This window comes from Blastococcus sp. VKM Ac-2987 (genome assembly GCF_026967805.1).
Lineage (GTDB): Bacteria > Actinomycetota > Actinomycetes > Mycobacteriales > Geodermatophilaceae > Blastococcus.
The window spans coordinates 1,123,356-1,142,962 of sequence record NZ_JAPVBG010000003.1; the positions used below are offsets into that span (position 1 = coordinate 1,123,356).

Genomic DNA, 19,607 nt, shown 5'->3' on the forward strand with positions numbered 1-19,607 from the left:
CGCGGAACGGCCCCGGTGGATCACTCCACCGGGGCCGTTCGCGGTCGTGCTGAGATCAGCTGGCTCGGGTGCGCCGGCCGCGGAGCACCTCGAGGCGCTCGGCGAGGACCTCCTCGAGGTCCTCGACGCTGCGGCGCTCGAGCAGCATGTCCCAGTGGGTCCGCGGGGGCTTGACCTTCTTGGGCGTCGGCTCGGTCCCACCGACCAGCTTCGCCGCGGAGCCGTCGAACTTGCACTCCCAGGTGTCGGGGAGCTCGGCGTCGTCGGCGAACGGCACCGTGAACAGGTGCCCCGACGGGCACCGGTACTCGGCGTACTGCCGCTCGATCGGCGCGGTGTTCCGCTCGGTCTCGTAGCTGACGCTGCCCAGTCGGCTGCCGCGCAGGGAACGCTCGCCCATGGCACACCGTCCTCTCGTGCTTGTGTCGGTCGGGGACTCGACGTCCGGTGCCCGGGCAGTACCCAGTCAACGGGGAGTCAGAGAGATGAACGACGGAAAAGGCGGAGAGATTCCGCCGAATCGGCTGTTCATCATCGCATGGGGTCAGATCCGGCGCTCCGCCGCCCCCTCGCACGGGTGAGGACGCCGCTCAGGGGAGAGCCAGCTGCCCCGGTCCGGCCGCGGTGGGCCCCAGCTCGCCGCGCACGTGGTGCCGCCGGCACAGCACCTGGTAGCGGACGGCGGGGGAGGAGCCGGCGACCTCGCCGGGCAGCTCGGGCGGCGCGGTGTCGGCGACGACGACGGTCTCGCCGGAGCGCGCCATGACCCCGTCGACCACGCGGGCGTTCAGCAACCCGGGCAGGCCGCACCAGCACAGCACCTCGACCTGGATGCGCTGCACGTCGTCGGCCACCTCCAGCAGCCGCTGGGTGCCGGGGAACAGCCGCGCCCGGAAGTCGGTGGTCAGGCCGAAGGCGTACACGTCGACGTGCGACTCGTCCGCGAGCTCGGCGAGCTGGTCGACCTGGGCGGGGGAGAGGAACTGCGCCTCGTCGACGATCAGGTAGTCCACGCGGTGCCCGGCGGCCCACCGGTCGCGGACCAGCAGCCGCAGATCGGTGCCGCCGTCGATCTCGACCGCTGCCCGGCGCAGGCCCACCCGCGAGCTGATCTGCGGGGCCGCCGACCGGTCGCCCTGGGTCACCAGCATCCCGTGCCGGCCCTGCCGGCTGTGGTTGTGGTCGACCTGCAGGGCGAGGGTGGACTTCCCGCAGTCCATGGGGCCGTGGAAGAAGCGCAGGTGCGCCGGTGCGGGGTGCCGCCGCCGGTCACCGGACGCGGGCACCACCGAGAGCGCCGGCGGAGCGGGGGAGCGGACGTCCTCCGCAGCTGGTGGGCCGCCGCCGGGGCTCACAGGCGCTCCGGCGGCGTGTTCCCGGCGGCCAGGACCGCGCGCCGGATCGGCAGGGTCGCCAGGGCGACGAACCCGCCGACGAAGAAGACGACCAGGCTGATGATCGCCAGCCGGTAGGACCCGGTCAGCTGGTAGGTCAGGCCGAAGGCCAGCGGGCCGAGCCAGCTGGTGCCGCGGTCGCTGATCTCGTAGAAGCCGTAGTACTCGGCCTCCTTGCCCGCCGGGATGAGCTGGCTGAACAACGACCGGGAGAGCGCCTGGGTGCCGCCCTGCACGAGGCCGATGACGGCGGCGAGGGCGTAGAACTGCGCCACCGCCCCGGTCTGCAGGAAGAAGGCGGCGAACAGCACGCCGATCCAGGCCAGAAGGGCTCCCAGGACCACCCGCCTGGCCCCGTAGCGGCCGGCGAGGCGGCCGAGCCCCAGGGCGCCGAAGATCGCCACCACCTGGACCATCAGGATCGCGCCGGTGAGCACGTCCTGGGCCAGGTCCAGCTCCTCGGTGGCGTAGACGGCCGACAGCGAGATGACGGTCTGCACGCCGTCGTTGAACAGCAGGTAGGCGCCGAGGAACCACAGCGTCAGCGGGAAGGCCCGCATCTCCCGGAACGTGGTGGCCAGCTGCCGGAAGCTGCTGCCGGACCGCACCGCCGAGGCCGCGACCGGGCGGTTGCGCAGCCGGGACACCGAGAACAGGGTGAACGCCCCCCACCACAGGCCCGCGGTGGCCAGGCAGATCCGCACCGCCTCACCGGTGGTCAGCCCGAGGTCCTCGGCGGCCACCACGAGGCCGAGGTGCACGGCCAGCAGCAGCGCCCCGCCGACATAGCCGAAGGCCCAGCCCCGGCTGGAGACCAGGTCGCGCTCGTCCGGCCCGGCCAGGTCCGGCAACCAGGAGTAGTAGACGACGGTCGCGGCGCCGAAAGCGATGTTGGCCACGACGAACAGGACGGCGGCCAGCAGCCACCGGCCGTCCCCGGCGAAGAACAGCGCGGTCGTCGCCAGCGCCCCCAGGGCCGCGAAGCCCGCGAGCATCTCCCGCTTGCGGCCGGTGCGGTCGGCCACCGCGCCGGTCAGCGGCAGCACGAGCACCTGCAGCACCACCGACGCCGACAGCACGTAGGAGAACCAGCTGCCGGCCGCGATCGAGAGGCCGAGGAACGACAGCCGCTCGTCCGGGCCGGCGGCGTCCCGGGCGATCGCCGTCAGGTACGGGCCGAGGAAGACGGTCGTCACCGAGGTGTTGAAGACCGACATCGCCCAGTCGTAGGAGTACCAGCCGAACCGCTCGCGCTTCAGGGCGCGGTCGGCCGGGGGCACGGCGGGGCCGGCCGTGGACGGGGCAGTGGTCACCGCGGCAGGGTTCCAGTCGGTTCGCGGCCGGTCCAGCACCGGCACCGTTCGGTCACGGGATGTCGTCCGGGACGATCCCGCCGGGGAAGGCGGCGACGGCGGTCGTCGGGCGCGTCGGGTCGACGAAGGCCGGGGCGTCGAGCTCGCCGGCGCGCAGCGGGCGCAGCCCGCGGGTGAGCGCCGCCGCGATCCGGTAGCGCGCCCGGTTGGCGTCGCCGACCCGGCCCATCTGCAGGTCGTCGAGCACGACGGGCGGGCCGACGTGCACCTTCAGCGCCGGCCGGCGCACGACCGCACGGACCGCGGTGCGCAGCTTGCCCCGGTCGTTGCCGTACTGCAGCACCTCGTGGGCCCCCCACTGGCTGACCGGGACGACCGGCACCCGCAGGCCGAGCGCGAGACGCGCCATGCCGGTGCGGCCCCGCTCGGGCCAGAGGTCCGGCGCCAGACCCACCCGGCCCTCCGGATAGGCGACGACGTGACCCCCGTGGACGAGGGCCACCTCGGTCACCCGCACGGCGTGGCGGGCCAGCTCGGTGCCGCGCTGGACGCGGATGGCACCGGTCCGCTCCAGGAGGGGGCCGGCGACCGGCGCCGAGATGATCCCGCCGGTGGCCATGATCCGTGGCGAGATCCCGAGCCGGTGCAGGGCGACGGCGACCACGAACGGGTCGAAGTCACCGATGTGGTTGGCGGCCAGCAGCAGCGGCCCCCGCCGCAGCTCCTCCGGGATGGTCCCGGTGACCTCCACCCGGCCGAAGACGCCCACCAGCCAGGAGAGCCGGCGCAGCACGAACCGCCAGACCCACCACGGGGGCGCCACGGCGATGGCGAGCTCCCGGGCGAACCACTCGGGGTCGCCGGGCCGGACCAGCTGTGCGAGGTCCTCCGGCAGGGGAGGGGTGCGCGGCCGCCAGTCGCGCAGCCGCCTCACCGCGGCGACCACTGGCCGCGCTTCTCCAGCACCTCGCGCAGCATGGCCGGCCGGTCGGTCATGATCCCGTCGACGCCGAGGTCGAGCATCGCCTCGGCCTCGGCGGCATCGTCGACGGTCCACACGTGCACCTGCAGGTCCCGGGCGTGCGCGGCGGCGATGAACCGCTCGTCGACCAGGGCGCGTCCGCCGAGCTGGAGGGGCACCTGGGCGCAGCCGGCCGAGATGCGCACCAGCCCGGCCGCCCGGGGCGAGTAGGACGACAGGCGCAGGGCCGCCACCCCGCGGGGCCCCAGGGACGTGCAGACGGTCGGGCCGAACAGCCGCCGGGCGGCCGCGACCCGGGCGTCGGAGAACGAGCCGAGGCAGAGCCGGTCGGTGACCTTCATGCTCCGGACCAGCCGGACGAGCGGTGCCAGCACGCCCGCGGCCTTGATGTCGAGGTTGAAGCGGACGTCGGGCCACGCGCCGAGCAGGTCCTCCAGGCGCACGACCGGCTCGCGACCTCCGATCCGCGCCTCGGAGATCTGCGCCCAGGTCAGGGAGTCGATCCGCCCGCTGCGGTCGGTGACCCGTTCCAGCGTCGGGTCGTGGAAGGCGACGAGCACGCCGTCGGCGGTCACCTGGACGTCGGTCTCCAGATACCGGTAGCCCAGCTCCACGCACGCCTCGAAGGCGGGCATGGTGTTCTCCAGGTGCTCGATGGCACCGCCCCGGTGGGCCATGGCCAACGGTGTCGGCGCGTCGAGGTAGGCGAACCGCGCGGCAGGCACGCGTTCACGCTAGTGGCAGCCGTGCGGCCCCGTGCGGGCCCCCGTCCGGGCGGGAGAGGGCGGCGGCCATCCGGTCCACCAGTGCGGTCAGCACCGGGCGGGGCGTCGCGAAGTTGAGCCGCACGGAGCCTGCTCCCGGAGCACCGCACTCAGCGCCGTCGACCAGCGCGACGCCGGCGTGCTCGAGGAAGAACTCCCCGGCCGGCCCCGGCAGCCCGAGGTCCCGGCAGTCCAGCCAGGCCAGGTAGGTGCCCTCCGGCGGGTCGAACCGGATGCCGGGCGCGCGCTCCGCCAGCCGGTCCGCCAGCAGCCGGCGGTTGCCGTCGAGGTAGCCGAGGACCGAGTCGAGCCACGCCCGCCCGTCGTCGTAGGCGGCGGTGGCCGCCAGCACCCCGGGCGTCGCGGCGCCGTGACCGGCGAGGAAACCCACCCGGGACCAGTGCTCGGCGTCGGCCTCGTTCGCCAGGACGAGCTGCGCGGCCTTGAGGCCCGGCAGGTTCCAGGCCTTCGACGCCGACGTCGCGGTGACGGTGTGCCCCGCCGTGACGGGGGAGAGGGAGGCGTAGGGCCGGTGGACGGCGCCGGGCAGCACCAGGGGCGCATGGATCTCGTCGGCGAACACCCGGGCCCCCGCGCGGTCGACGACGTCGGCGAGCGCCAGCTGCTCCTCGGCCGAGAACACCCGTCCCAGCGGGTTGTGCGGGTTGCAGTGCACGACCAGGCGGCCACCCGACCCCAGCGCGCGGGCGATCCCGTCCAGGTCGTAGGTCGTCCGGCCGTCGCGGCGCACCATCGGCACCTGGAGGATCTCGCGGCCGAGCAGCCCGGGCACCTGCAGGAACGGCATGTAGGCCGGCGTGGGCAGGACGACCGGGCTCCCGGGCGGGGTGAAGTGCTCGATCGCCGCCTGGAGGCCGGCCAGCACGTCGGCCAGCGGCGTCACCCACCCGGCGGGCACCGTCCACCCGTAGCGGTCGGCCTGCCACCGCGCGCAGGCGCGGGCCATGTCCGCGGCGGCCTCCGGGGTCAGGTAGCCGAACCGGCCGGCGGCCACGGCGGCGTGCAGGGCTTCCGTCACCGCCGGCGCCGTCCCGAAGTCCATCTCGGCCACGAAGGCGCCGATGGCCGGGCCGTACCGGGTCCACTTGAGGCTGCCGGCCGCGCGCAACCCTTCCTCGCTGAACGAGTCGAAGACCGGGGAGAGGTCCTCGGCGGTGCGGTCCTCCATCGCAGGCCCTTCCGTTCTGGCGTGTCACCCGGCGCTGTCGGTGGTGACGTCTACCGTGCGCAGACGTGGCACAGCAGCACGCGTCCGGCAGTCTGACCTCCGTCCCCGTCGCCCCTCTCCCCAGCCGGGGGAGCGGCGAGCAGCGGCGGTGCGGCTGGTGCCGGCGGGTCCTCCCTCAGCAGGGCTCGGTCGGGCGGCCGCGGCTGTACTGCGGCCAGGCCTGCCGCCAGCGCGCGTACGAGCAGCGCTCGGCGACGGCGAAGGCGGGCCTGCCCGGGGACGTCGTCCTGGTGTCCCGGGCCGAGCTCGACGGGCTGCAGGACCGGTTGTTCCAGCTGCGCTGCGCGCTGGAGGACGTCCAGACGTTGCTGCAGGAGCGGCCGACGAAGGCCGAGCTGGAGCGCTCGCTGGCCGACCTCGTCCACTCGACGGGCCGGCTGGACCGGCTCTGGGTCACCGAACGCTCCAGCTGATCTCCGCGGTCAGTCCGGGTCCTGGGTGTCCTCGTCGGTGTTCTGCCCGACCTCCGGGTCGCTGACGTCCGGGAAGTTCTCCCGGTCGGCGTCCTCGGGATCGAGCGTCTGGACCGTCTCGTCGGTCGATCCGTCGTTCTGGGTGTCACCCGCCGCCTGGCAGGCGGTCGTCGTGGCGGCTCCGCCGATCAGTGCCAGCGAGGTCATCAGTGCGGCGAACGGTCGTCGGATTCTCATGCACCGACCCTACGAACGCCGACCGCCAGCCGCCCGTCGAACGACCGACACCACGCTGCTTACGTCACAGTGACGTATTACGGGTGGTGTAGCTCGGTGGGGGAAGGAGTCCACTCGAGGATCCCCGAGGCTCCAGGGCAGGTCGTCGGTACTCCAGCAAGATCGACATGGCGAAGATCAACATCGGGGGAGTCGCGCCCGGAGGCGCGCCGGCCGACAGGATCGCCGGCCGGACCAGGTGGCCGGCCACCGGAGCCCGGCGGGAGCCGCTGAGCGGGAGGCGGAGTTCGTCACGGCCGAGCTGTGACACGGCGGAACGACGGAGCGGGTGACCTGCGGCAGCCGACCCGCGCGGCGACATGCAGCCGTCACACCGCGGGCGCCCGGCGGCGCAGCAAGATCATCAACCCCTCTCCGCGCTCATGCAGTGCGCGCCGATAATCGACGTTATGTCAACTCACTTGAGTCCGACAGCCTCCGTGCGGCGAGCTGGGTCGGCGGCACTCTGCTGCTGCCTTGCGGCGCCGCCCAGGTGCTGACCGCCGCGGCGGTCCTGTCCGGCGTGCTCCACACCGCAGGCCCGGTCGATCGCGCCCGCATGCTCGGGCACCTCCTGCTGAGGGATCCGCTGTTCGCCCTCTGCGGAGCGAGCCTGCTGGTGGGCCTGGCCCGCACTCGCCACCGGTCACCCCGGGTCAGCCCCTGAGCCGATTGTTGCCTCACAGGAAACTCGGCGCTAGTGTTTCCGCTATGGAAACGCCTAGCGACCGGCCTCCGTCGCCCCAGGAAGCCCGGGACACCCTCGCCCAGCTCGCGAAGGACGAGGACGCCGTCCGGTACCCGCCGATCCCCTGGTGGTTCTTCCTCGTGGGTGCCGCCGTCGTCGCGGGGGTCACGCTGGCGCAGCTGCTGCCGGCGAAGACCGCCGCCTTCGTGGTGCTGCCCCTGGTGGCGGTGATGGGCCTGCTCGCCCACCGGTACTGGTTCAACGCCGAGGGGGTCTCCGGCGCGTCGGTGAAGGTCACCGACATGGTCCCGTACCTGACCGTCGTCCTGGGGACGTTCGTGGTGTGCTGGCTCGTCGACGCGACCACCGGCGCCTGGTGGATCTGGTTCCCCGGCGCAGCCGGCACCGCCGGCGCCGTCCTCGTCACCGGGTCCCGGTACGTGCGGGAGTACGGCCATGGCCGCTGAGGCTGCCGCGTTCGACGAGGTCGTCCACGCCCCGCACCGGTTGCGCATCTGCGCGATGCTCAGCGCCGCACAGAAGGTCGAGTTCGCGGCGCTGCAGGCGAAGCTGGACATTTCGAAGTCGGCGCTCAGCAAGCACCTCGCCCAGCTCGCCGACGCCGGTTACGTCACACAGGAAAAGGGGGTCCGCGATTCCCGCAGCCGGCTGTGGCTGGCCCTGACCCCCGAGGGCGCCCGCGCCTACCACGGGCACGTCCGGGCGCTGCAGGAGATCGTCGCCGCCGATCCCGGCTGAGATCACCCGCTCACCGCCAGGCCGAGCCAGCCGGCGAGGTCCTCGATCTCCGCCTGCACCGCCTCCCGGACGCCTGCGGTGAACCGGACGTCCTCGTGGATGGCGTTGATCACCAGCCGACCACCCGTGCGGTCGGCGGTGACGTCGAGCTTCCCGATCAGCCGGTCGCCGTGCAGGACCGGGAGGGCGAAGTACCCCCAGCGCCGCCGGGCCCTGGGCTCGTACATCTCCAGCACGTACTCGAAGCCGAAGAGCTCCCGCGCGCGCAACCGGTCGTGCACCAGGCGGTCGAACGGGGACAGCAGCGCCGTCCGCCCCCGGGACGACCGGCCGAGGGCCGCGGGGTCGACCCGCCACGTACCCGGCAAGCCCTCGACGACGGCGGGCTCCCCCGCGTCCCCGACGTCCACCGGCTCGACCGGCACGGAGGCACCCTTCCCCCGGGCGATGCCCAGGGCCCGCAGCCGCCGTTCGTCCCGGATGCGCCGGGCCTCGTCCACCGGGACGACGGGGATCCCCGCCGGGTAGACCCGGTCGGCGACGTCCCCCAGGCGCTGCCGACCGCGCCGGCCGGAGACGGCGACCTCGCCCCGCATCCCGAGGAACTCGAGCATCTGGGTGACGTTCCGGTCGTGCGTCCAGCCCGTCGAGGCCCACGGGACTGCGCTGGTGTCGGGGATCTCCCGGGAGAGCAGCGGGCCCGACGAGCGCAGCCGGGCGAGGACGTCCCGCCGGAACGACTCGTTCGCCCGCAGCCACTGCCGGGGCGCGTCCCGGCCGGGCCAGCGGGCCATCGCGTCGCCGAGGGAGAGCCCGATGTCCTCCATCGGCCGGATCAGCGCGTTGTGCTCCACCAGGCGGCGGTCCGCCAGCGCCCGGGTCAGGTGCTCGGGCCGGTCACCGCTCCCCAGCCGGCTCCAGGCCACCAGGTCCGCGCTCGGTGCGACCGCCGCCGTGGGGTCGATCTGCAGGAGCGTGAGGTGCCGGACCGTCTCCACCAGGGATCCGGGACGGCGGGCGTCCAGCAGCTGGGCGCGCACCGCGATCGCCCGCGCCTCGTCCTGGCTCAGCCGGTGCACCGACACGGTGCGGACGGTAGCCGCGGCCGCTCGCCGGTGGGGACGATGATCGGACCATGCCCCGCACCTGGACCCACGTCGGCCGCTGCTGGACCAACGGCGAGCCGTTCCTCGCCCTCGACGGCGAGCTGCTCCCCTCCTGGCGCGGCCTCACCGACGAGGCGTACGAGGCGCTGGTTCCGCTGCTGGACTACTCGCTCACCGGCGTCCCGGTGGGTGCCGGCACCGCGGCGCTGGTCCTGACCGACCCGGAGATCGGCGACGAGGGCTGGCTGGAGGTGTTCCGGGCCGACGACGGCAGCATCGCCGTCGTCCAGGCGAGCGCCGGCGACTACCGGGGCACGCTGGACGCCGCCCTCGCCTTCCCGGCGGGCGACGAGCAGGTCGGCGACGTGGTGACCGTGCCCAGCGGCCGGCTGGCGTTCATCAGCGCGGCGCTGGACGGCACCGGTGAGGACGGCGCCTTCCTCCTGCCCGAGTCCCCCGGCCCGACGCCGGACTCCGATGTGCTCGACGACGGCGCGGCCACCGACGCCAGCCCGCTGCTGGTCGTGCCCCCGGGCGCGTTCCGGCTCTCGGTGCGCTGGCGCACGGAGCTCTACGAGGACGCCGTCTTCGCCCGCTGGCTGTTCACCCGCGAGGGCTGACCGCTCAGTTCCCGCGGTCCCGGCGGTCCACCCCGCAGCAGCAGCGAACGCCGACCTCAGGGAGCCCGCATGTCCCCCACCGTCCGCCCGATCCTCGTCACGCCCGACCTCGAGCGGCTGCGCTCGTTCTACGTCGGCCTGCTCGACGCGGAGGAGACCGACCGGTTCCCCGAGGAGGGCCCGCTGTTCTACCTGGGCCTGCGCGTGGGGAACTCCGAGCTCGGTCTCACCGCCGACGGCGACGCCGGCCCCGGCGCACCGGGCCGGGTGCTGCTGAGCATCGAGGTGCCCGACGTCGACGGGGTCCTCCCCCGCGTCACCGAGCTCGGCGGCTCTGCGCCGTCCGGGTCGAACGACATGCCCTGGGGCCAGCGCGTCGCCCACGTCACCGACCCCGACGGCAACGCCGTCAACCTGACGCAGCAGCTGTGAGCGCTCGCCCGGTTCCGCCGCCGGTCCACGGGTAGCGCCCCGGTGCAGGACGCCCGAGACCAGGAGGACCCATGACCGAGGCCCGACCCGACACCGACGACCGCCGCGAGCCGGGTGGCACGCCCGCACCCGGCCCGGGGAACCTGACCGACCGCCCCGTGGGGCCCGGTGACGACGGCGCCGCGCGAGCCGTGCCGGGCGCCTACCAGGCCGACGAGGCCGAGCAGGAGCGCGGCAAGGCGGTCAAGCCGGGCAACTGACGGAGCGGCGGTGCCGGGCATCCCGGCACCGCTCCGCTACCGGTCGCGCCGGCGCCGGCCCTGCAGCCACCACTGCAGCCGCGCGGTGATCCACGGCAGCAGCAGGTAGGTCATCACCGGCGTCAGGGCCAGGGTGATGGCGAAGACCCGGAGCACCACGTGCACGTCGTCGAGCGCCGCCCCGAGGGTGACGGTGGCGAGCAGGTTCACCGGGAAGAAGACCAGCCAGATGGTGACCGCCTGCTTCCACCGCGGTGGGGCGGCGACGGGCGGAGCGGCGTCCACCTCCTCGGCCACCGGCGAGTCGAACCAGCCCTCGATGCCGGTGCGCCGCTCGGTGCGGGTCACCTCGGCCAAGCCCTGTGCCGACCGGAGCCACCACTGCCGCTCCGGGGACGCCTCCCACGCGGCCAGGGTCGGCTGGTCGGCGAAGCGGGCGAGCATGTGCCACTCGTCGGCGTCGCGCCGGGAGCGGACCCAGCCGGCTCCGAGGAACCCGGGGAAGCTCTCCGCCATGCTGAGGCCGGCGCGGATCCACGCCGTCATCTCCCGGGCGTGCGCCGGGTCGGCCCGGCGCGTGAAGGACACCGTCACCGGGAGGTCGTCCCGGGTGACGGAGGCTGACGTCGTCATGCCTCCAGGATCCGGCCTCCACCGCTCCGCCGCGTCCCCCGTGCCGGTGTGAGACCTGCCTCCTCCGACACCCCGCGCGCTCCCCGGGAGCTACCAGGTGCGTGCGGTTGACTGCCGGGCGTGGAGGTCCTCGCCCGCTTCTGGGCCCGCGTGACGACGACCGTCCCGGACCTCTCGACCGGGGTGCTGCTCGCCACTGCGGCCGCCGCCGCCCTCCTGGTCCTCTCCCCCGCCCTCTGGCGTCCGGCCCGCAACGTCGTGACGATCGCCCACGAAGGCGCCCACGGCCTGGTGGCGCTGGCCGCCGGACGGCGGCTGTCCGGCATCCGGCTGCACTCGGACACCTCCGGCCTGACGGTCTCCGCGGGGCGGCCGACCGGACTGGGCATGGTGCTCACCTGCGCCGCCGGCTACACCGGGCCGGCCATCTTCGGGCTCGGCGCCGCAGCCCTGCTGGCCGCCGGTCACGCCGTCGGGCTGCTCTGGGCGCTGCTGCTCCTGCTGGCCCTCCTGCTGGTGCAGATCCGCAACTGGTTCGGCTTGTGGTCGGTGCTGGTCACCGGCGGGATCGTCTTCGCCGCGACCTGGTGGCTGCCACCGGCAGGCCAGTCGGTGTTCGCCGCGCTGGCCACGTGGTTCCTGCTGCTGGCCGCGCCCCGCGCCGTGCTCGAGCTGCAGACCGCCCGCCGGCGCCGGGGCGCCCGCGACTCCGACGCCGACCAGCTGGCCCGGCTGACCCCGTTCCCCGCACTCGTCTGGGTGGGCGTCTTCCTGCTCGTCGACGTCGGTGCCCTCGTTCTGGGCGCGAGGTGGCTGCTCGGCTGAGGCACGGTTCCAGCCGGTGGGTTGTTGGGGATAACGGTCGTATCCGCGACGCACGCGACGGACCCCGCACCGGGGCGGCGGCGGGCCGGCTCAGCCGCGCGAGCGCCGCCGGGGACCGAGGCCCGGGGGCTGACGCACCGGCTCCACCTGCGGAGGCGGTGGCACGTCCAGCACCACGTCGTCGTGGTCGATCCGGACCTGCCGGCCGTGGTGCCGGATGTCCAGCGGGTCGCCGTCGACCAGCCGGTAGACAGCCCGGTCCCGCGTCACGGTCACGGTCAGCTTGCGGCCGCGGTAGACCACCCGGAAGCGCAGCCGGCTGATCCGCTGGGGCAGCCGCGGCGCGAAGGCCAGCTGCCCACCGTGGTCGCGCAGCCCGCCGAACCCGGCGACCGCGACGGTCCAGCCCCCCGCGAGCGAGGCGATGTGCAGCCCGTGCCCGGAGTTGGAGTGCAGGTTCTGCAGGTCGGTCAGCGCCGCCTCGGCCCAGTACTCGTAGGCCAGCTGCAGGTGCCCGGTCTCGGCGGCGACGACGGCCTGCTGGGTGGCCGACAGCGACGAGTCACGGGTGGTGCGGGCCTCGTAGTAGGCGAAGTCGGCGATCTTCTCCTCGAGGGTGAACGCGTCCCCCCGCAGGTGCAGCGCCATCACCAGGTCGGCCTGCTTGACCACCTGGGTCCGGTAGATCTCGAAGTAGGGGTAGTGCAGCAGCAGCGGGTACTTCTCCGGCGGCGTGGCGGCGAAATCCCACTCCTCGTGGTGGGTGAACCCGTCGGACTGCATGTGCACGCCGCGCTGGGTGTCGTAGGGCACCGCCATCAGCGACGCCGCCCGCAGCCACACCTCGACCTCTTCCTCGGTCACCGACAACCGGGCGGCGACCTCGGGCTGCCGGCGCACCGCCGCGGCGGCCTCGCGCAGGTTCCGCTGCGCCATGAGGTTGGTGTAGACGTTGTTGTCGACCACGGCCGTGTACTCGTCCGGCCCGGTCACGCCGTCGATGCGGAAGCCGTGCTCGGGGTCGAAGTGCCCCAGCGAGGCCCACAGCCGGCCCGTCTCCACGAGCAGCTCCGCCCCGTAGTCGCGGTCGAAGGCCTCGTCCAGGGTGGCGTCGTGGTAGCGGACGACGGCGTCGGCGATGTCGGCGTTGATGTGGAAGGCGGCGGTGCCCGCCGGCCAGTAGCCGGAGGTCTCCTCGCCGCGGATGGTGCGCCACGGGAAGGCCGCCCCGCGCAGACCCAGCACCCGCGCCCGCTCCCGGGCCAGCGCCAGGGTGGTGTGCCGCCACACCAGCGCGTCGCGTGCGGCCTGCGGCGCGGTGTAGGTGAGCACCGGGAGCACGTAGGTCTCGGTGTCCCAGAACGTGTGGCCGTCGTAGCCGGGCCCGGTGAGCCCCTTGGCGGGGATCGCCTGCCGCTCGCCGCGCAGCCCGGCCTGCAGGACGTGGAACATCCCGACCCGCACGGCCTGCTGGAGCTCGTCGTCGCCCTCGATCTCGACGTCGGCCTCCTCCCAGTGCTGGTCCAGCAGCTCCCGCTGCTCGCGCAGCAGCCGCTCGAAGCCGGCCAGCTTCGCCGTCGCGAGCGCGGCCTCCACCTGGTCGCGCAGCGCCGCGCCCGACCGGCGCGAGGACCACCCGTAGGCCAGGAACTTGACCAGCTTCAGCGAGCCACCGGGCGGGATGCGCGCGGCGAGGGTGTAGCGGGCGAGGTCCCCGGCGGCCTCGATGTCCTCGGTGCAGGTGTCGGGGATCTGGATGACGTGGTCCATGCCGGCCGCCATGCGCAGCCGGCTGCGCTTCGTCCGGTGCACCAGCACGGCACGCCGGCCCCGGCCGGCGGCCAGCTCGCACTCCAGCGGCCGGGCGAGCGCGGCGGCCGCGCGGGGGTCGCCGTCGTCGGAGGGTGCGCCGTCGTCGTTGGCCAGCAGGTCCGACTGCAGGGCGACGTAGAGGTCGCCGAGGTCGTCGGTGACCTCGACCTGGTACTCGATCGCCGCGATGGACCGCCGCGCCAGCGACACCAGGCGGGTGCTGGTCACCCGCACCGTGCGCCCGCTCGGGGACCGCCACTCGGTCGACCGCCGCAGCACCCCGGCGCGCAGGTCCAGCGTCCGGCGGTGGTCGATCACCTCGCCGTAGTTCAGGTCCAGCGGCGAGTCCTTGACCAGCAGCCGGATGAGCTTGCCGTCGGTCACGTTGACGACGGTCTGCCCCATCTCCGGGAAGCCGTACCCGGCCTCGGCGTAGGGCAGCGGCCGCTCCTCGAAGAAGCCGTTGAGGTAGGTGCCCGGCACGACGACGGGCTCACCCTCCTCGAGCGAGCCGCGCATGCCCAGGTGCCCGTTGGCCAGGGCGAACACCGACTCGTGCACGCCCAGGCTGGCGTGGTCCAGGCCGACCTCGGTCAGCGACCACGGCTCGACCGGGAAGACGGCCCGGCCTTCGGTCATGACGGCCCCAGCAGCTCGGCGAGGTCGGTGACGACGACGTCGGCCCCCGCCTCCCGGAGACCGTCGGCCTGCCCGACCCGGTCGACGCCGACGACGGAGGCGAAGTTCCCGGCGCGCCCGGCGGCCACCCCGGCGATGGCGTCCTCGAAGACCACCGCCTCGCCGGGCTCCACGCCGAGCGCCCGCGCGCCGGCGAGGAAGGTGTCCGGGGCGGGCTTGCCGCGCAGGCCGTCGCGCTTGGCGGTCACGCCGTCGACCCGTGCGTCGACGAGGTCGGCGAAGCCTGCGACCGACACCACGTGCTCGCCGTTGGCCGACGCGGTGACGACGGCCGTCGCCAACCCGGCCTCCCGCGCCGCCCGCAGGTAGCGGACCGACCCCTCGTAGACCTCGACGCCGTGCTCGTCGAGCTCGGCCAGCACCAGCTCGTTCTTCCGGCCGGCGACCGCCTGCACGGTCGCCGCGTCCGGCGGGTCCCCCGGCTCCCCCTCGGGCAGGGTGATGCCACGGCTGGCCAGGAAGTCACGGACGCCGTCGGCGCGCGGCTTGCCGTCGACGTGGCGGTTGTAGTCCTCCTGCGAGAACTCCGGCGCCGCCGGGTCGCGGGTGCGGAGGAACTCGTCGAAGGTGCGCTTCCAGGCCGCCATGTGCACCGTCGCCGTCCGCGTGAGGACGCCGTCGAGGTCGAACAGGCACGCCCGGACGCCGTCGGGGAGGCCGACCGATCGCGGTGAGGACACGCCGCGACGCTACCGGCGCGGCGCGCCGAGCACGTGTCGGGACGACGGCGGACCTGTGTCCGGACCACCGACGGGCGCCGCCGGGCACCGCTGCCTAGGGTCCGGGAAGGAACGCTCCGGCGGATCGGACCGGCCGGTGCACCGCTACCGAGGGAGAGGACCCCCATGGCCGACCGGCCCACCCCGCCGAACCCGTACGACTTCCTGCCGCAGGTGCCCGGCTTCGTCGTCACCAGCAGCGACGTCTCCGACGGGCAGGCGCTGCCGATGCCGCACGTCAGCGGCGTCATGGGCGCCGGCGGCGAGGACCGCTCGCCCCAGCTGTCCTGGTCCGGCTTCCCGGAGGGCACCCGCAGCTTCGCCGTCACCGTGTACGACCCCGATGCCCCCACCGTCAGCGGGTTCTGGCACTGGGCCGTGGCCAACATCCCGGCCTCGGTCACCGAGCTGCCCTCCGGCGCCGGCGACAAGGACTCCCCGCAGCTCCCCGACGGCGCGGTGCAGCTGCGCAACGACGGCGGCTTCGCCGGCTTCGTGGGCGCCGCTCCCCCGGCCGGGCACGGCCCGCACCGCTACTTCGTGGTGGTGCACGCCGTCGACACCGACCGGCTCGACGTCGACCCCGACGCCACGCCGGCGGTGCTCGGGTTCAACCTGTTCTTCCACACGCTGGCGCGGGCCACCCTGGTCGCCACGTACGAGCAGCAGTGACGTGCTGCCGCTGCGCAGCCACGCGGCTGCGCAGCGGCAGGCCACCCCGCCGCCCCCGTGATGCCGGCCCGGTCGGGGTGAGCACCGGCCCGGTGCGTGGCATCACCACGGGGTGCCCCATCCGGTCGTCCGACACCGATCCGGTTTCCTCGCCGTCCCGCTGGTCACCGCCCTGCTCACCATCGCGCAGCTGCTGACGCTGGAGGCGCTCCGGCCCGGACGTGCCGCCGCCGGTGGACCGCCACCGGCCGCCGTCGTGGCCGACGCGGTGCAGGCCTACGGGGCGGCCGGCACGCTCGCGGTCGTGGTCGCCCGCCAGCAGACCCCCATCACCGAAGGCAGCATCCGCGCCGCCGAGGCCCGCGCGGACCGCCGGGCTTCGTACCGCTCGGACAACGGCCCGGTTGCCGACCGGCCCTTCCCGACCGCGTCGATGGTCAAGCTGTTCATGGCCGAGGACATCCTCGGCCGGGCGCGGGACGGCAGCATCACCCTCACGCCCGACGACCGGCAGCTGCTGCAGGAGATGATCCGCCGCTCCGACGATCCGGCGGCCTCCGCCCTGTGGGTGCGCTTCGGCGGCGGGCAGATGGTTCGCGACGTGGCGGCCCGCTACGGCCTGGCGGGCACCGGTCCCCCGCCGGCGGCCATCCCGGGGCAGTGGGGACAGGCGGTGACGACGGCGCAGGACCTGGCCCGGTTCCTCGCCCGGCTGCCCGTGGTCGCCCATCCGGCGGACGCGGCGGACCTGCTCCACTGGATGCGGACGGCGACGCCCGAGGCCGCCGACGGCTTCGACCAGCAGTTCGGGCTCTTCGGCACGCTGCCCGGCACCCCGGCGGTGAAGCAGGGGTGGATGTGCTGCGTCGACGGCCAGCGGCACCTGCACTCGGTCGCGGTGGTCGGCTCGCGGGTGGTCGTGCTGCTCAGCGAGGTCCCGCGGTCGGTGGACTACGACGCCGCACGCTCCGCCCTCACCGCGGCGGGCGCCGCGGTGGCCGCCACGACGCGGACCCCCGGCGGCAGGTGAGCCGGCGGCCGGTGCGACGGCGGCCGGGTCACTCCGGGAGCGGGAGCTCCGCGACGCCCGTGGTCGCCACCCGGGCGAAGCCGATCCGCTCGTAGACCCGCGCCACGTCGTCGTCACCGGCGGCCAGGAACACCAGGTCGGCAGTCTCCCGGGCGTGCGCGGCCAGCGCCGAGGCGATGCCGGCGCCCAGGCCGCGGCCGCGCAGCCGGGGCAGCGTGGCCACCCCGACGATCTCGCTCACCTCGGTGCCGTCGACGACCAGCGGCTGGTGCGAGCCGACCGCGACCGGGGTGCCGTGGTCGATGGCCACCATCATCACGGTGCGCCCCTCGGCGATCCGCTCCCGGAGGACGGCGGTGCGCGCCGCGGCCTCGGGCGAGGTGTCGGCCGGCACCTCGTGCACGTCCGCCGGTCCGCCGGGGTGCGCGAAGGCCAGGACGGCCAGCTGCTGGTAGTGCGGCAGCTCCGGGTCCTCGGCGCCGACCAGGAACAGCCGCACGCCCGCGGGCAGCACCACGTCCACCGGGTCGTCGGCCACCAGCAGCGGCAGCTCCTCGACCGTCATCCCCGCGGCGCGGGCGGCGGCGGCCACCCCGGGCGAGCACTCGGGGATCCACTCCAGCGCCGCCGGGAGGCCCGCGGCCTGCTGGAGGGCGATCGCGCCGCGGACGTCGTCGGCGGTGACCGTCCCGGCGTCCTTCCGCGGCCGGGCCGGGTACGGCCAGGTGGGATCGGCGATCGGGACGTCCAGGGCCCCGGCGCTCTCGATCCGCGCGTCCGGCAGGGGCGCGGCGGTGAAGTACCGCTCGATGCACTCGAGCAGTCCCGGGCGGGGAGGCACGGGCAAACCCTAGACGGGTGGCGTGCCGGCGGGGCGCCTCCCCGCCCGCGCGCGCGGCCTCCCCACCCGCCCGGGTGACCCCGCGCGCAGGTCGCTCCCGGGCAGGACGGCACGATGGGGCGCGTGACGGCTGGTACGCGTGGCTCCATCTCGCCCTACGCGGTGTTCGACCGCGACTCGTGGCGAGCGCTCGCGGCCGGCTCGAGCCTGCCGCTGGACGCGGCGGAGCTGGACACCCTCGCCTCCCTCGGTGACCGCATCGACCTGGACGAGGTCGCCACGGTCTACCTCCCGCTGGCCCGGCTGCTGAGCCTGCACGTCACGGCCAGCCGCCGGTTGTGGGCCGCGCAGAGCGAGTTCCTCGGGGACACGACGGCCAAGGTGCCGTTCGTCATCGCCGTGGCCGGCAGCGTCGCCGTGGGCAAGAGCACCACCGCCCGCCTGCTGCAGACGCTGCTGGCGGCCACCCCGGGCGCCCCCCGGGTCGACCTGGTGACCACCGACGGCTTCCTGTGGCCCAACGCGGTGCTGGAGGAGCGGTCACTGCTGGGCCGCAAGGGGTTCCCGGAGAGCTACGACCGCCGGGCGCTGCTGCGCTTCCTGGCCGACGTGAAGTCCGGCCGCGAGGTGGTGTTCGCGCCGGTGTACGACCACCAGTCCTACGACATCGTGCCCGGGCGGCTGCAGGCGGTCGACCGCCCCGACATCCTCGTGCTGGAGGGGCTCAACGTGCTGCAGGCCGGGCGCCGCACGGACGGCTCGGCCCCGGAGATCTTCCTGTCGGACTTCTTCGACTTCTCGGTCTACGTCGACGCCGCCGAGTCCGACATCCAGCGGTGGTACGTCGACCGGTTCCGGGCGCTGCGGCAGACGGCGTTCCAGGACACCACCGCCTACTTCCACCGCTTCGCCGCCTTCACCGACGAGCAGGCCCGGGAGACGGCGCTGGGGATCTGGTCGGCGGTGAACGGCCCGAACCTGCGCGACAACATCGCCCCCACGCGGTCGCGCGCCCGGCTGGTGCTGCAGAAGTCGGCCGACCACTCGGTGCGCCGGGTGCTGCTGCGCAAGCTCTGACCCGGCCGCGCCCCGCCGCCGGCACCGGCCCGCCGACGCGGCCGCCGGCACACCATGGCAGGACCTGACGACCCGGACGGGTGATCCTGTGATGCGCCTCACGTGACGAACCGGGGTGCTCGTGCCGACACTGAGAGAGTCCGGTGATCGGACGAGCACTGCCAGCGACTGCCGGCTTCCCCCGGCGTAACGGATGAGAGCCGCCATGTGCACCCACCGCACCACCTGCCCCGAGCCCACCAGCGAGGCCCGCGACCTGGCCGCGGTGGTCCGGAGCCACCCCGAGCAGGGGTGGCGCCTGCTCTGCAACGGCGTCGTCCTGTTCGACGACGACGGCGAGCTGCTTCCCGACGGCCGGGCGGTCGCCGACCACCACGTGTGGCTGGCCCCGGAGCTCGTCAGCGCCTGACGGCGGGGCCGGGCGCTACTCCCCCGCCGCCGCCCGGGCGGTCTGCTCCAGCCGGTCCCGGTACGCCCGCCACCACCGGTCGTCGCGCTCGGGCAGGTTGTCGCCGACCCACTGGTTGCCCACCGAGCCGTCGACCAGCTCCCGGACGATGTCGGCGTGGCCGGCGTGCCGGTGGGTCTCGCCGATCACGTGCACCAGCACCCGGTGCAGGGTGACCTCCTCCCCGCCCTGCCCCCACCACGGCACGCGGCCGACGGTGTCCAGCGGCAGCTCCGCGACGGCCGCGTCGGTCTGCGCCCAGGCGCGGCGGTAGCCGGCGACGACGTCGTCGCGGGGCTCCCGCGCCGTCGCCCACATGTCGGCGTTGTCCTCCGCGTCGTCGGCGAACCAGGGGTGGTCCAGACCGACCGGGCGGCCGAACGGGACGCTGAAGTAGCCGACCTCCACCAGGGCCAGGTGCTTGACCAGGCCCAGCAGGTTCGTGCCGGTCGGCGTCAGCGGCCGCCGGACGTCGTACTCCGACAGCCCCTCGGTCTTGAGCAGGACGACGTCCCGCGCCTCCTGGAGGTACTGCGCGAGATCGGCTCGGCACCCGGCTGCATCGGTCATGGCGCCGACCCTGCCACCGACCACC

Annotated in this window: 25 protein-coding genes; 12 read left to right on the forward strand and 13 right to left on the reverse strand. The window is 74.5% G+C overall.

Annotated features, from left to right (window positions below; translation table 11 throughout):
- Positions 1 to 55: 55 nt before the first annotated feature.
- The 6 genes from O2W17_RS20500 to O2W17_RS20525 all read right to left on the reverse strand — a co-directional run bounded on the left by O2W17_RS20500 (position 56) and on the right by O2W17_RS20525 (position 5,642).
- On the reverse strand, positions 56 to 400 hold the full coding sequence (locus O2W17_RS20500) for an RNA polymerase-binding protein RbpA (protein ID WP_269194308.1): 345 nt from the start codon (positions 398 to 400) through the stop codon (positions 56 to 58).
- A 190-nt stretch (positions 401 to 590) separates the two neighbouring features.
- The gene (locus O2W17_RS20505; protein ID WP_269194309.1) at positions 591 to 1,355 is read right to left on the reverse strand and encodes a thymidine kinase; all 765 of its coding nucleotides are present in this window, start codon (positions 1,353 to 1,355) and stop codon (positions 591 to 593) included.
- The gene (locus O2W17_RS20510; protein WP_269194310.1) at positions 1,352 to 2,707 is read right to left on the reverse strand and encodes an MFS transporter; all 1,356 of its coding nucleotides are present in this window, start codon (positions 2,705 to 2,707) and stop codon (positions 1,352 to 1,354) included. Before O2W17_RS20510 ends, O2W17_RS20505 begins: the two co-directional genes overlap by 4 nt.
- A gap of 52 nt (positions 2,708 to 2,759) precedes the next feature.
- Positions 2,760 to 3,641: a lysophospholipid acyltransferase family protein gene (locus O2W17_RS20515; protein ID WP_269194311.1), complete on the reverse strand. Its 882-nt coding sequence runs from the start codon at positions 3,639 to 3,641 to the stop codon at positions 2,760 to 2,762.
- Positions 3,638 to 4,414, reverse strand: coding sequence for a glycerophosphodiester phosphodiesterase (locus O2W17_RS20520; RefSeq protein ID WP_269194312.1), 777 nt, complete (start codon positions 4,412 to 4,414; stop codon positions 3,638 to 3,640). Before O2W17_RS20520 ends, O2W17_RS20515 begins: the two co-directional genes overlap by 4 nt.
- Before the next feature lie 4 nt (positions 4,415 to 4,418).
- On the reverse strand, positions 4,419 to 5,642 hold the full coding sequence (locus O2W17_RS20525; protein ID WP_269194313.1) for a MalY/PatB family protein: 1,224 nt from the start codon (positions 5,640 to 5,642) through the stop codon (positions 4,419 to 4,421).
- A gap of 65 nt (positions 5,643 to 5,707) precedes the next feature.
- On the opposite strand from O2W17_RS20525, the gene O2W17_RS20530 reads away from it, so the two are divergent.
- Positions 5,708 to 6,115, forward strand: coding sequence for a hypothetical protein (locus O2W17_RS20530; RefSeq protein WP_269194314.1), 408 nt, complete (start codon positions 5,708 to 5,710; stop codon positions 6,113 to 6,115).
- A 9-nt stretch (positions 6,116 to 6,124) separates the two neighbouring features.
- On the opposite strand, the gene O2W17_RS20535 is transcribed toward O2W17_RS20530, so the two are convergent.
- Positions 6,125 to 6,352, reverse strand: a complete 228-nt coding sequence (locus O2W17_RS20535) for a hypothetical protein (RefSeq protein WP_269194315.1) — start codon at positions 6,350 to 6,352, stop codon at positions 6,125 to 6,127.
- 427 nt (positions 6,353 to 6,779) lie between these two features.
- Between O2W17_RS20535 and O2W17_RS20540 the strand changes: the two genes are divergently transcribed.
- The 3 genes from O2W17_RS20540 to O2W17_RS20550 are packed head-to-tail and all read left to right on the forward strand — an operon-like array spanning position 6,780 to position 7,838.
- Positions 6,780 to 7,058, forward strand: coding sequence for a hypothetical protein (locus O2W17_RS20540; RefSeq protein ID WP_269194316.1), 279 nt, complete (start codon positions 6,780 to 6,782; stop codon positions 7,056 to 7,058).
- A gap of 44 nt (positions 7,059 to 7,102) precedes the next feature.
- Positions 7,103 to 7,546 (forward strand): hypothetical protein, encoded by a 444-nt coding sequence (locus O2W17_RS20545; RefSeq protein ID WP_269194317.1) that lies wholly within the window; start codon positions 7,103 to 7,105, stop codon positions 7,544 to 7,546.
- Complete coding sequence (locus O2W17_RS20550; RefSeq protein WP_269194318.1) at positions 7,536 to 7,838, forward strand: transcriptional regulator; 303 nt, start codon at positions 7,536 to 7,538, stop codon at positions 7,836 to 7,838. The genes O2W17_RS20545 and O2W17_RS20550 overlap by 11 nt, the downstream gene beginning before the upstream one ends.
- 2 nt (positions 7,839 to 7,840) lie before the next feature.
- Here the strand turns inward: O2W17_RS20550 and O2W17_RS20555 are convergent, their stop codons facing one another.
- Complete coding sequence (locus O2W17_RS20555; protein WP_269194319.1) at positions 7,841 to 8,923, reverse strand: DNA glycosylase AlkZ-like family protein; 1,083 nt, start codon at positions 8,921 to 8,923, stop codon at positions 7,841 to 7,843.
- 50 nt (positions 8,924 to 8,973) lie between these two features.
- Between O2W17_RS20555 and O2W17_RS20560 the strand changes: the two genes are divergently transcribed.
- From O2W17_RS20560 to O2W17_RS20570, 3 genes are all read left to right on the forward strand, one after another.
- A complete protein-coding gene (locus tag O2W17_RS20560) occupies positions 8,974 to 9,564 on the forward strand; it encodes a hypothetical protein (protein ID WP_269194320.1) in 591 nt (196 codons plus the stop codon).
- Between the two features lie 69 nt (positions 9,565 to 9,633).
- On the forward strand, positions 9,634 to 9,996 hold the full coding sequence (locus O2W17_RS20565; protein WP_269194321.1) for a VOC family protein: 363 nt from the start codon (positions 9,634 to 9,636) through the stop codon (positions 9,994 to 9,996).
- A 71-nt stretch (positions 9,997 to 10,067) separates the two neighbouring features.
- A complete protein-coding gene (locus O2W17_RS20570; RefSeq protein ID WP_269194322.1) occupies positions 10,068 to 10,256 on the forward strand; it encodes a hypothetical protein in 189 nt (62 codons plus the stop codon).
- A gap of 36 nt (positions 10,257 to 10,292) precedes the next feature.
- On the opposite strand, the gene O2W17_RS20575 is transcribed toward O2W17_RS20570, so the two are convergent.
- Positions 10,293 to 10,889, reverse strand: a complete 597-nt coding sequence (locus tag O2W17_RS20575; protein ID WP_269194323.1) for an antibiotic biosynthesis monooxygenase — start codon at positions 10,887 to 10,889, stop codon at positions 10,293 to 10,295.
- A gap of 120 nt (positions 10,890 to 11,009) precedes the next feature.
- On the opposite strand from O2W17_RS20575, the gene O2W17_RS20580 reads away from it, so the two are divergent.
- Entirely contained in the window at positions 11,010 to 11,714 is a 705-nt protein-coding gene (locus O2W17_RS20580) for a M50 family metallopeptidase (RefSeq protein ID WP_269194324.1), read from the forward strand.
- A gap of 90 nt (positions 11,715 to 11,804) precedes the next feature.
- Here O2W17_RS20580 and O2W17_RS20585 read toward each other — a convergent pair whose 3' ends face one another.
- A complete protein-coding gene (locus tag O2W17_RS20585; RefSeq protein WP_269194325.1) occupies positions 11,805 to 14,165 on the reverse strand; it encodes a glycoside hydrolase family 65 protein in 2,361 nt (786 codons plus the stop codon).
- Positions 14,162 to 14,905 carry an HAD family hydrolase gene (locus O2W17_RS20590; RefSeq protein ID WP_269194326.1) on the reverse strand — a complete coding sequence of 248 codons (744 nt, stop codon included), beginning with the start codon at positions 14,903 to 14,905 and terminating at the stop codon, positions 14,162 to 14,164. The genes O2W17_RS20585 and O2W17_RS20590 overlap by 4 nt, the downstream gene beginning before the upstream one ends.
- A gap of 165 nt (positions 14,906 to 15,070) precedes the next feature.
- Between O2W17_RS20590 and O2W17_RS20595 the strand changes: the two genes are divergently transcribed.
- Both O2W17_RS20595 and O2W17_RS20600 read left to right on the forward strand, forming a co-directional pair.
- Positions 15,071 to 15,616 (forward strand): YbhB/YbcL family Raf kinase inhibitor-like protein, encoded by a 546-nt coding sequence (locus tag O2W17_RS20595; protein WP_269194327.1) that lies wholly within the window; start codon positions 15,071 to 15,073, stop codon positions 15,614 to 15,616.
- A 112-nt stretch (positions 15,617 to 15,728) separates the two neighbouring features.
- Positions 15,729 to 16,646 carry a serine hydrolase gene (locus O2W17_RS20600; protein ID WP_269194328.1) on the forward strand — a complete coding sequence of 306 codons (918 nt, stop codon included), beginning with the start codon at positions 15,729 to 15,731 and terminating at the stop codon, positions 16,644 to 16,646.
- A gap of 28 nt (positions 16,647 to 16,674) precedes the next feature.
- Here O2W17_RS20600 and O2W17_RS20605 read toward each other — a convergent pair whose 3' ends face one another.
- Positions 16,675 to 17,487 carry a GNAT family N-acetyltransferase gene (locus O2W17_RS20605; RefSeq protein WP_269194329.1) on the reverse strand — a complete coding sequence of 271 codons (813 nt, stop codon included), beginning with the start codon at positions 17,485 to 17,487 and terminating at the stop codon, positions 16,675 to 16,677.
- A gap of 114 nt (positions 17,488 to 17,601) precedes the next feature.
- Between O2W17_RS20605 and coaA the strand changes: the two genes are divergently transcribed.
- Both coaA and O2W17_RS20615 read left to right on the forward strand, forming a co-directional pair.
- The gene (coaA, locus tag O2W17_RS20610) at positions 17,602 to 18,564 is read left to right on the forward strand and encodes a type I pantothenate kinase (protein ID WP_269194330.1); all 963 of its coding nucleotides are present in this window, start codon (positions 17,602 to 17,604) and stop codon (positions 18,562 to 18,564) included.
- A 205-nt stretch (positions 18,565 to 18,769) separates the two neighbouring features.
- Positions 18,770 to 18,973 carry a DUF5999 family protein gene (locus tag O2W17_RS20615; protein ID WP_269194331.1) on the forward strand — a complete coding sequence of 68 codons (204 nt, stop codon included), beginning with the start codon at positions 18,770 to 18,772 and terminating at the stop codon, positions 18,971 to 18,973.
- A 15-nt stretch (positions 18,974 to 18,988) separates the two neighbouring features.
- Here the strand turns inward: O2W17_RS20615 and O2W17_RS20620 are convergent, their stop codons facing one another.
- Complete coding sequence (locus tag O2W17_RS20620) at positions 18,989 to 19,582, reverse strand: DinB family protein (protein WP_269194332.1); 594 nt, start codon at positions 19,580 to 19,582, stop codon at positions 18,989 to 18,991.
- Positions 19,583 to 19,607 lie beyond the last annotated feature (25 nt).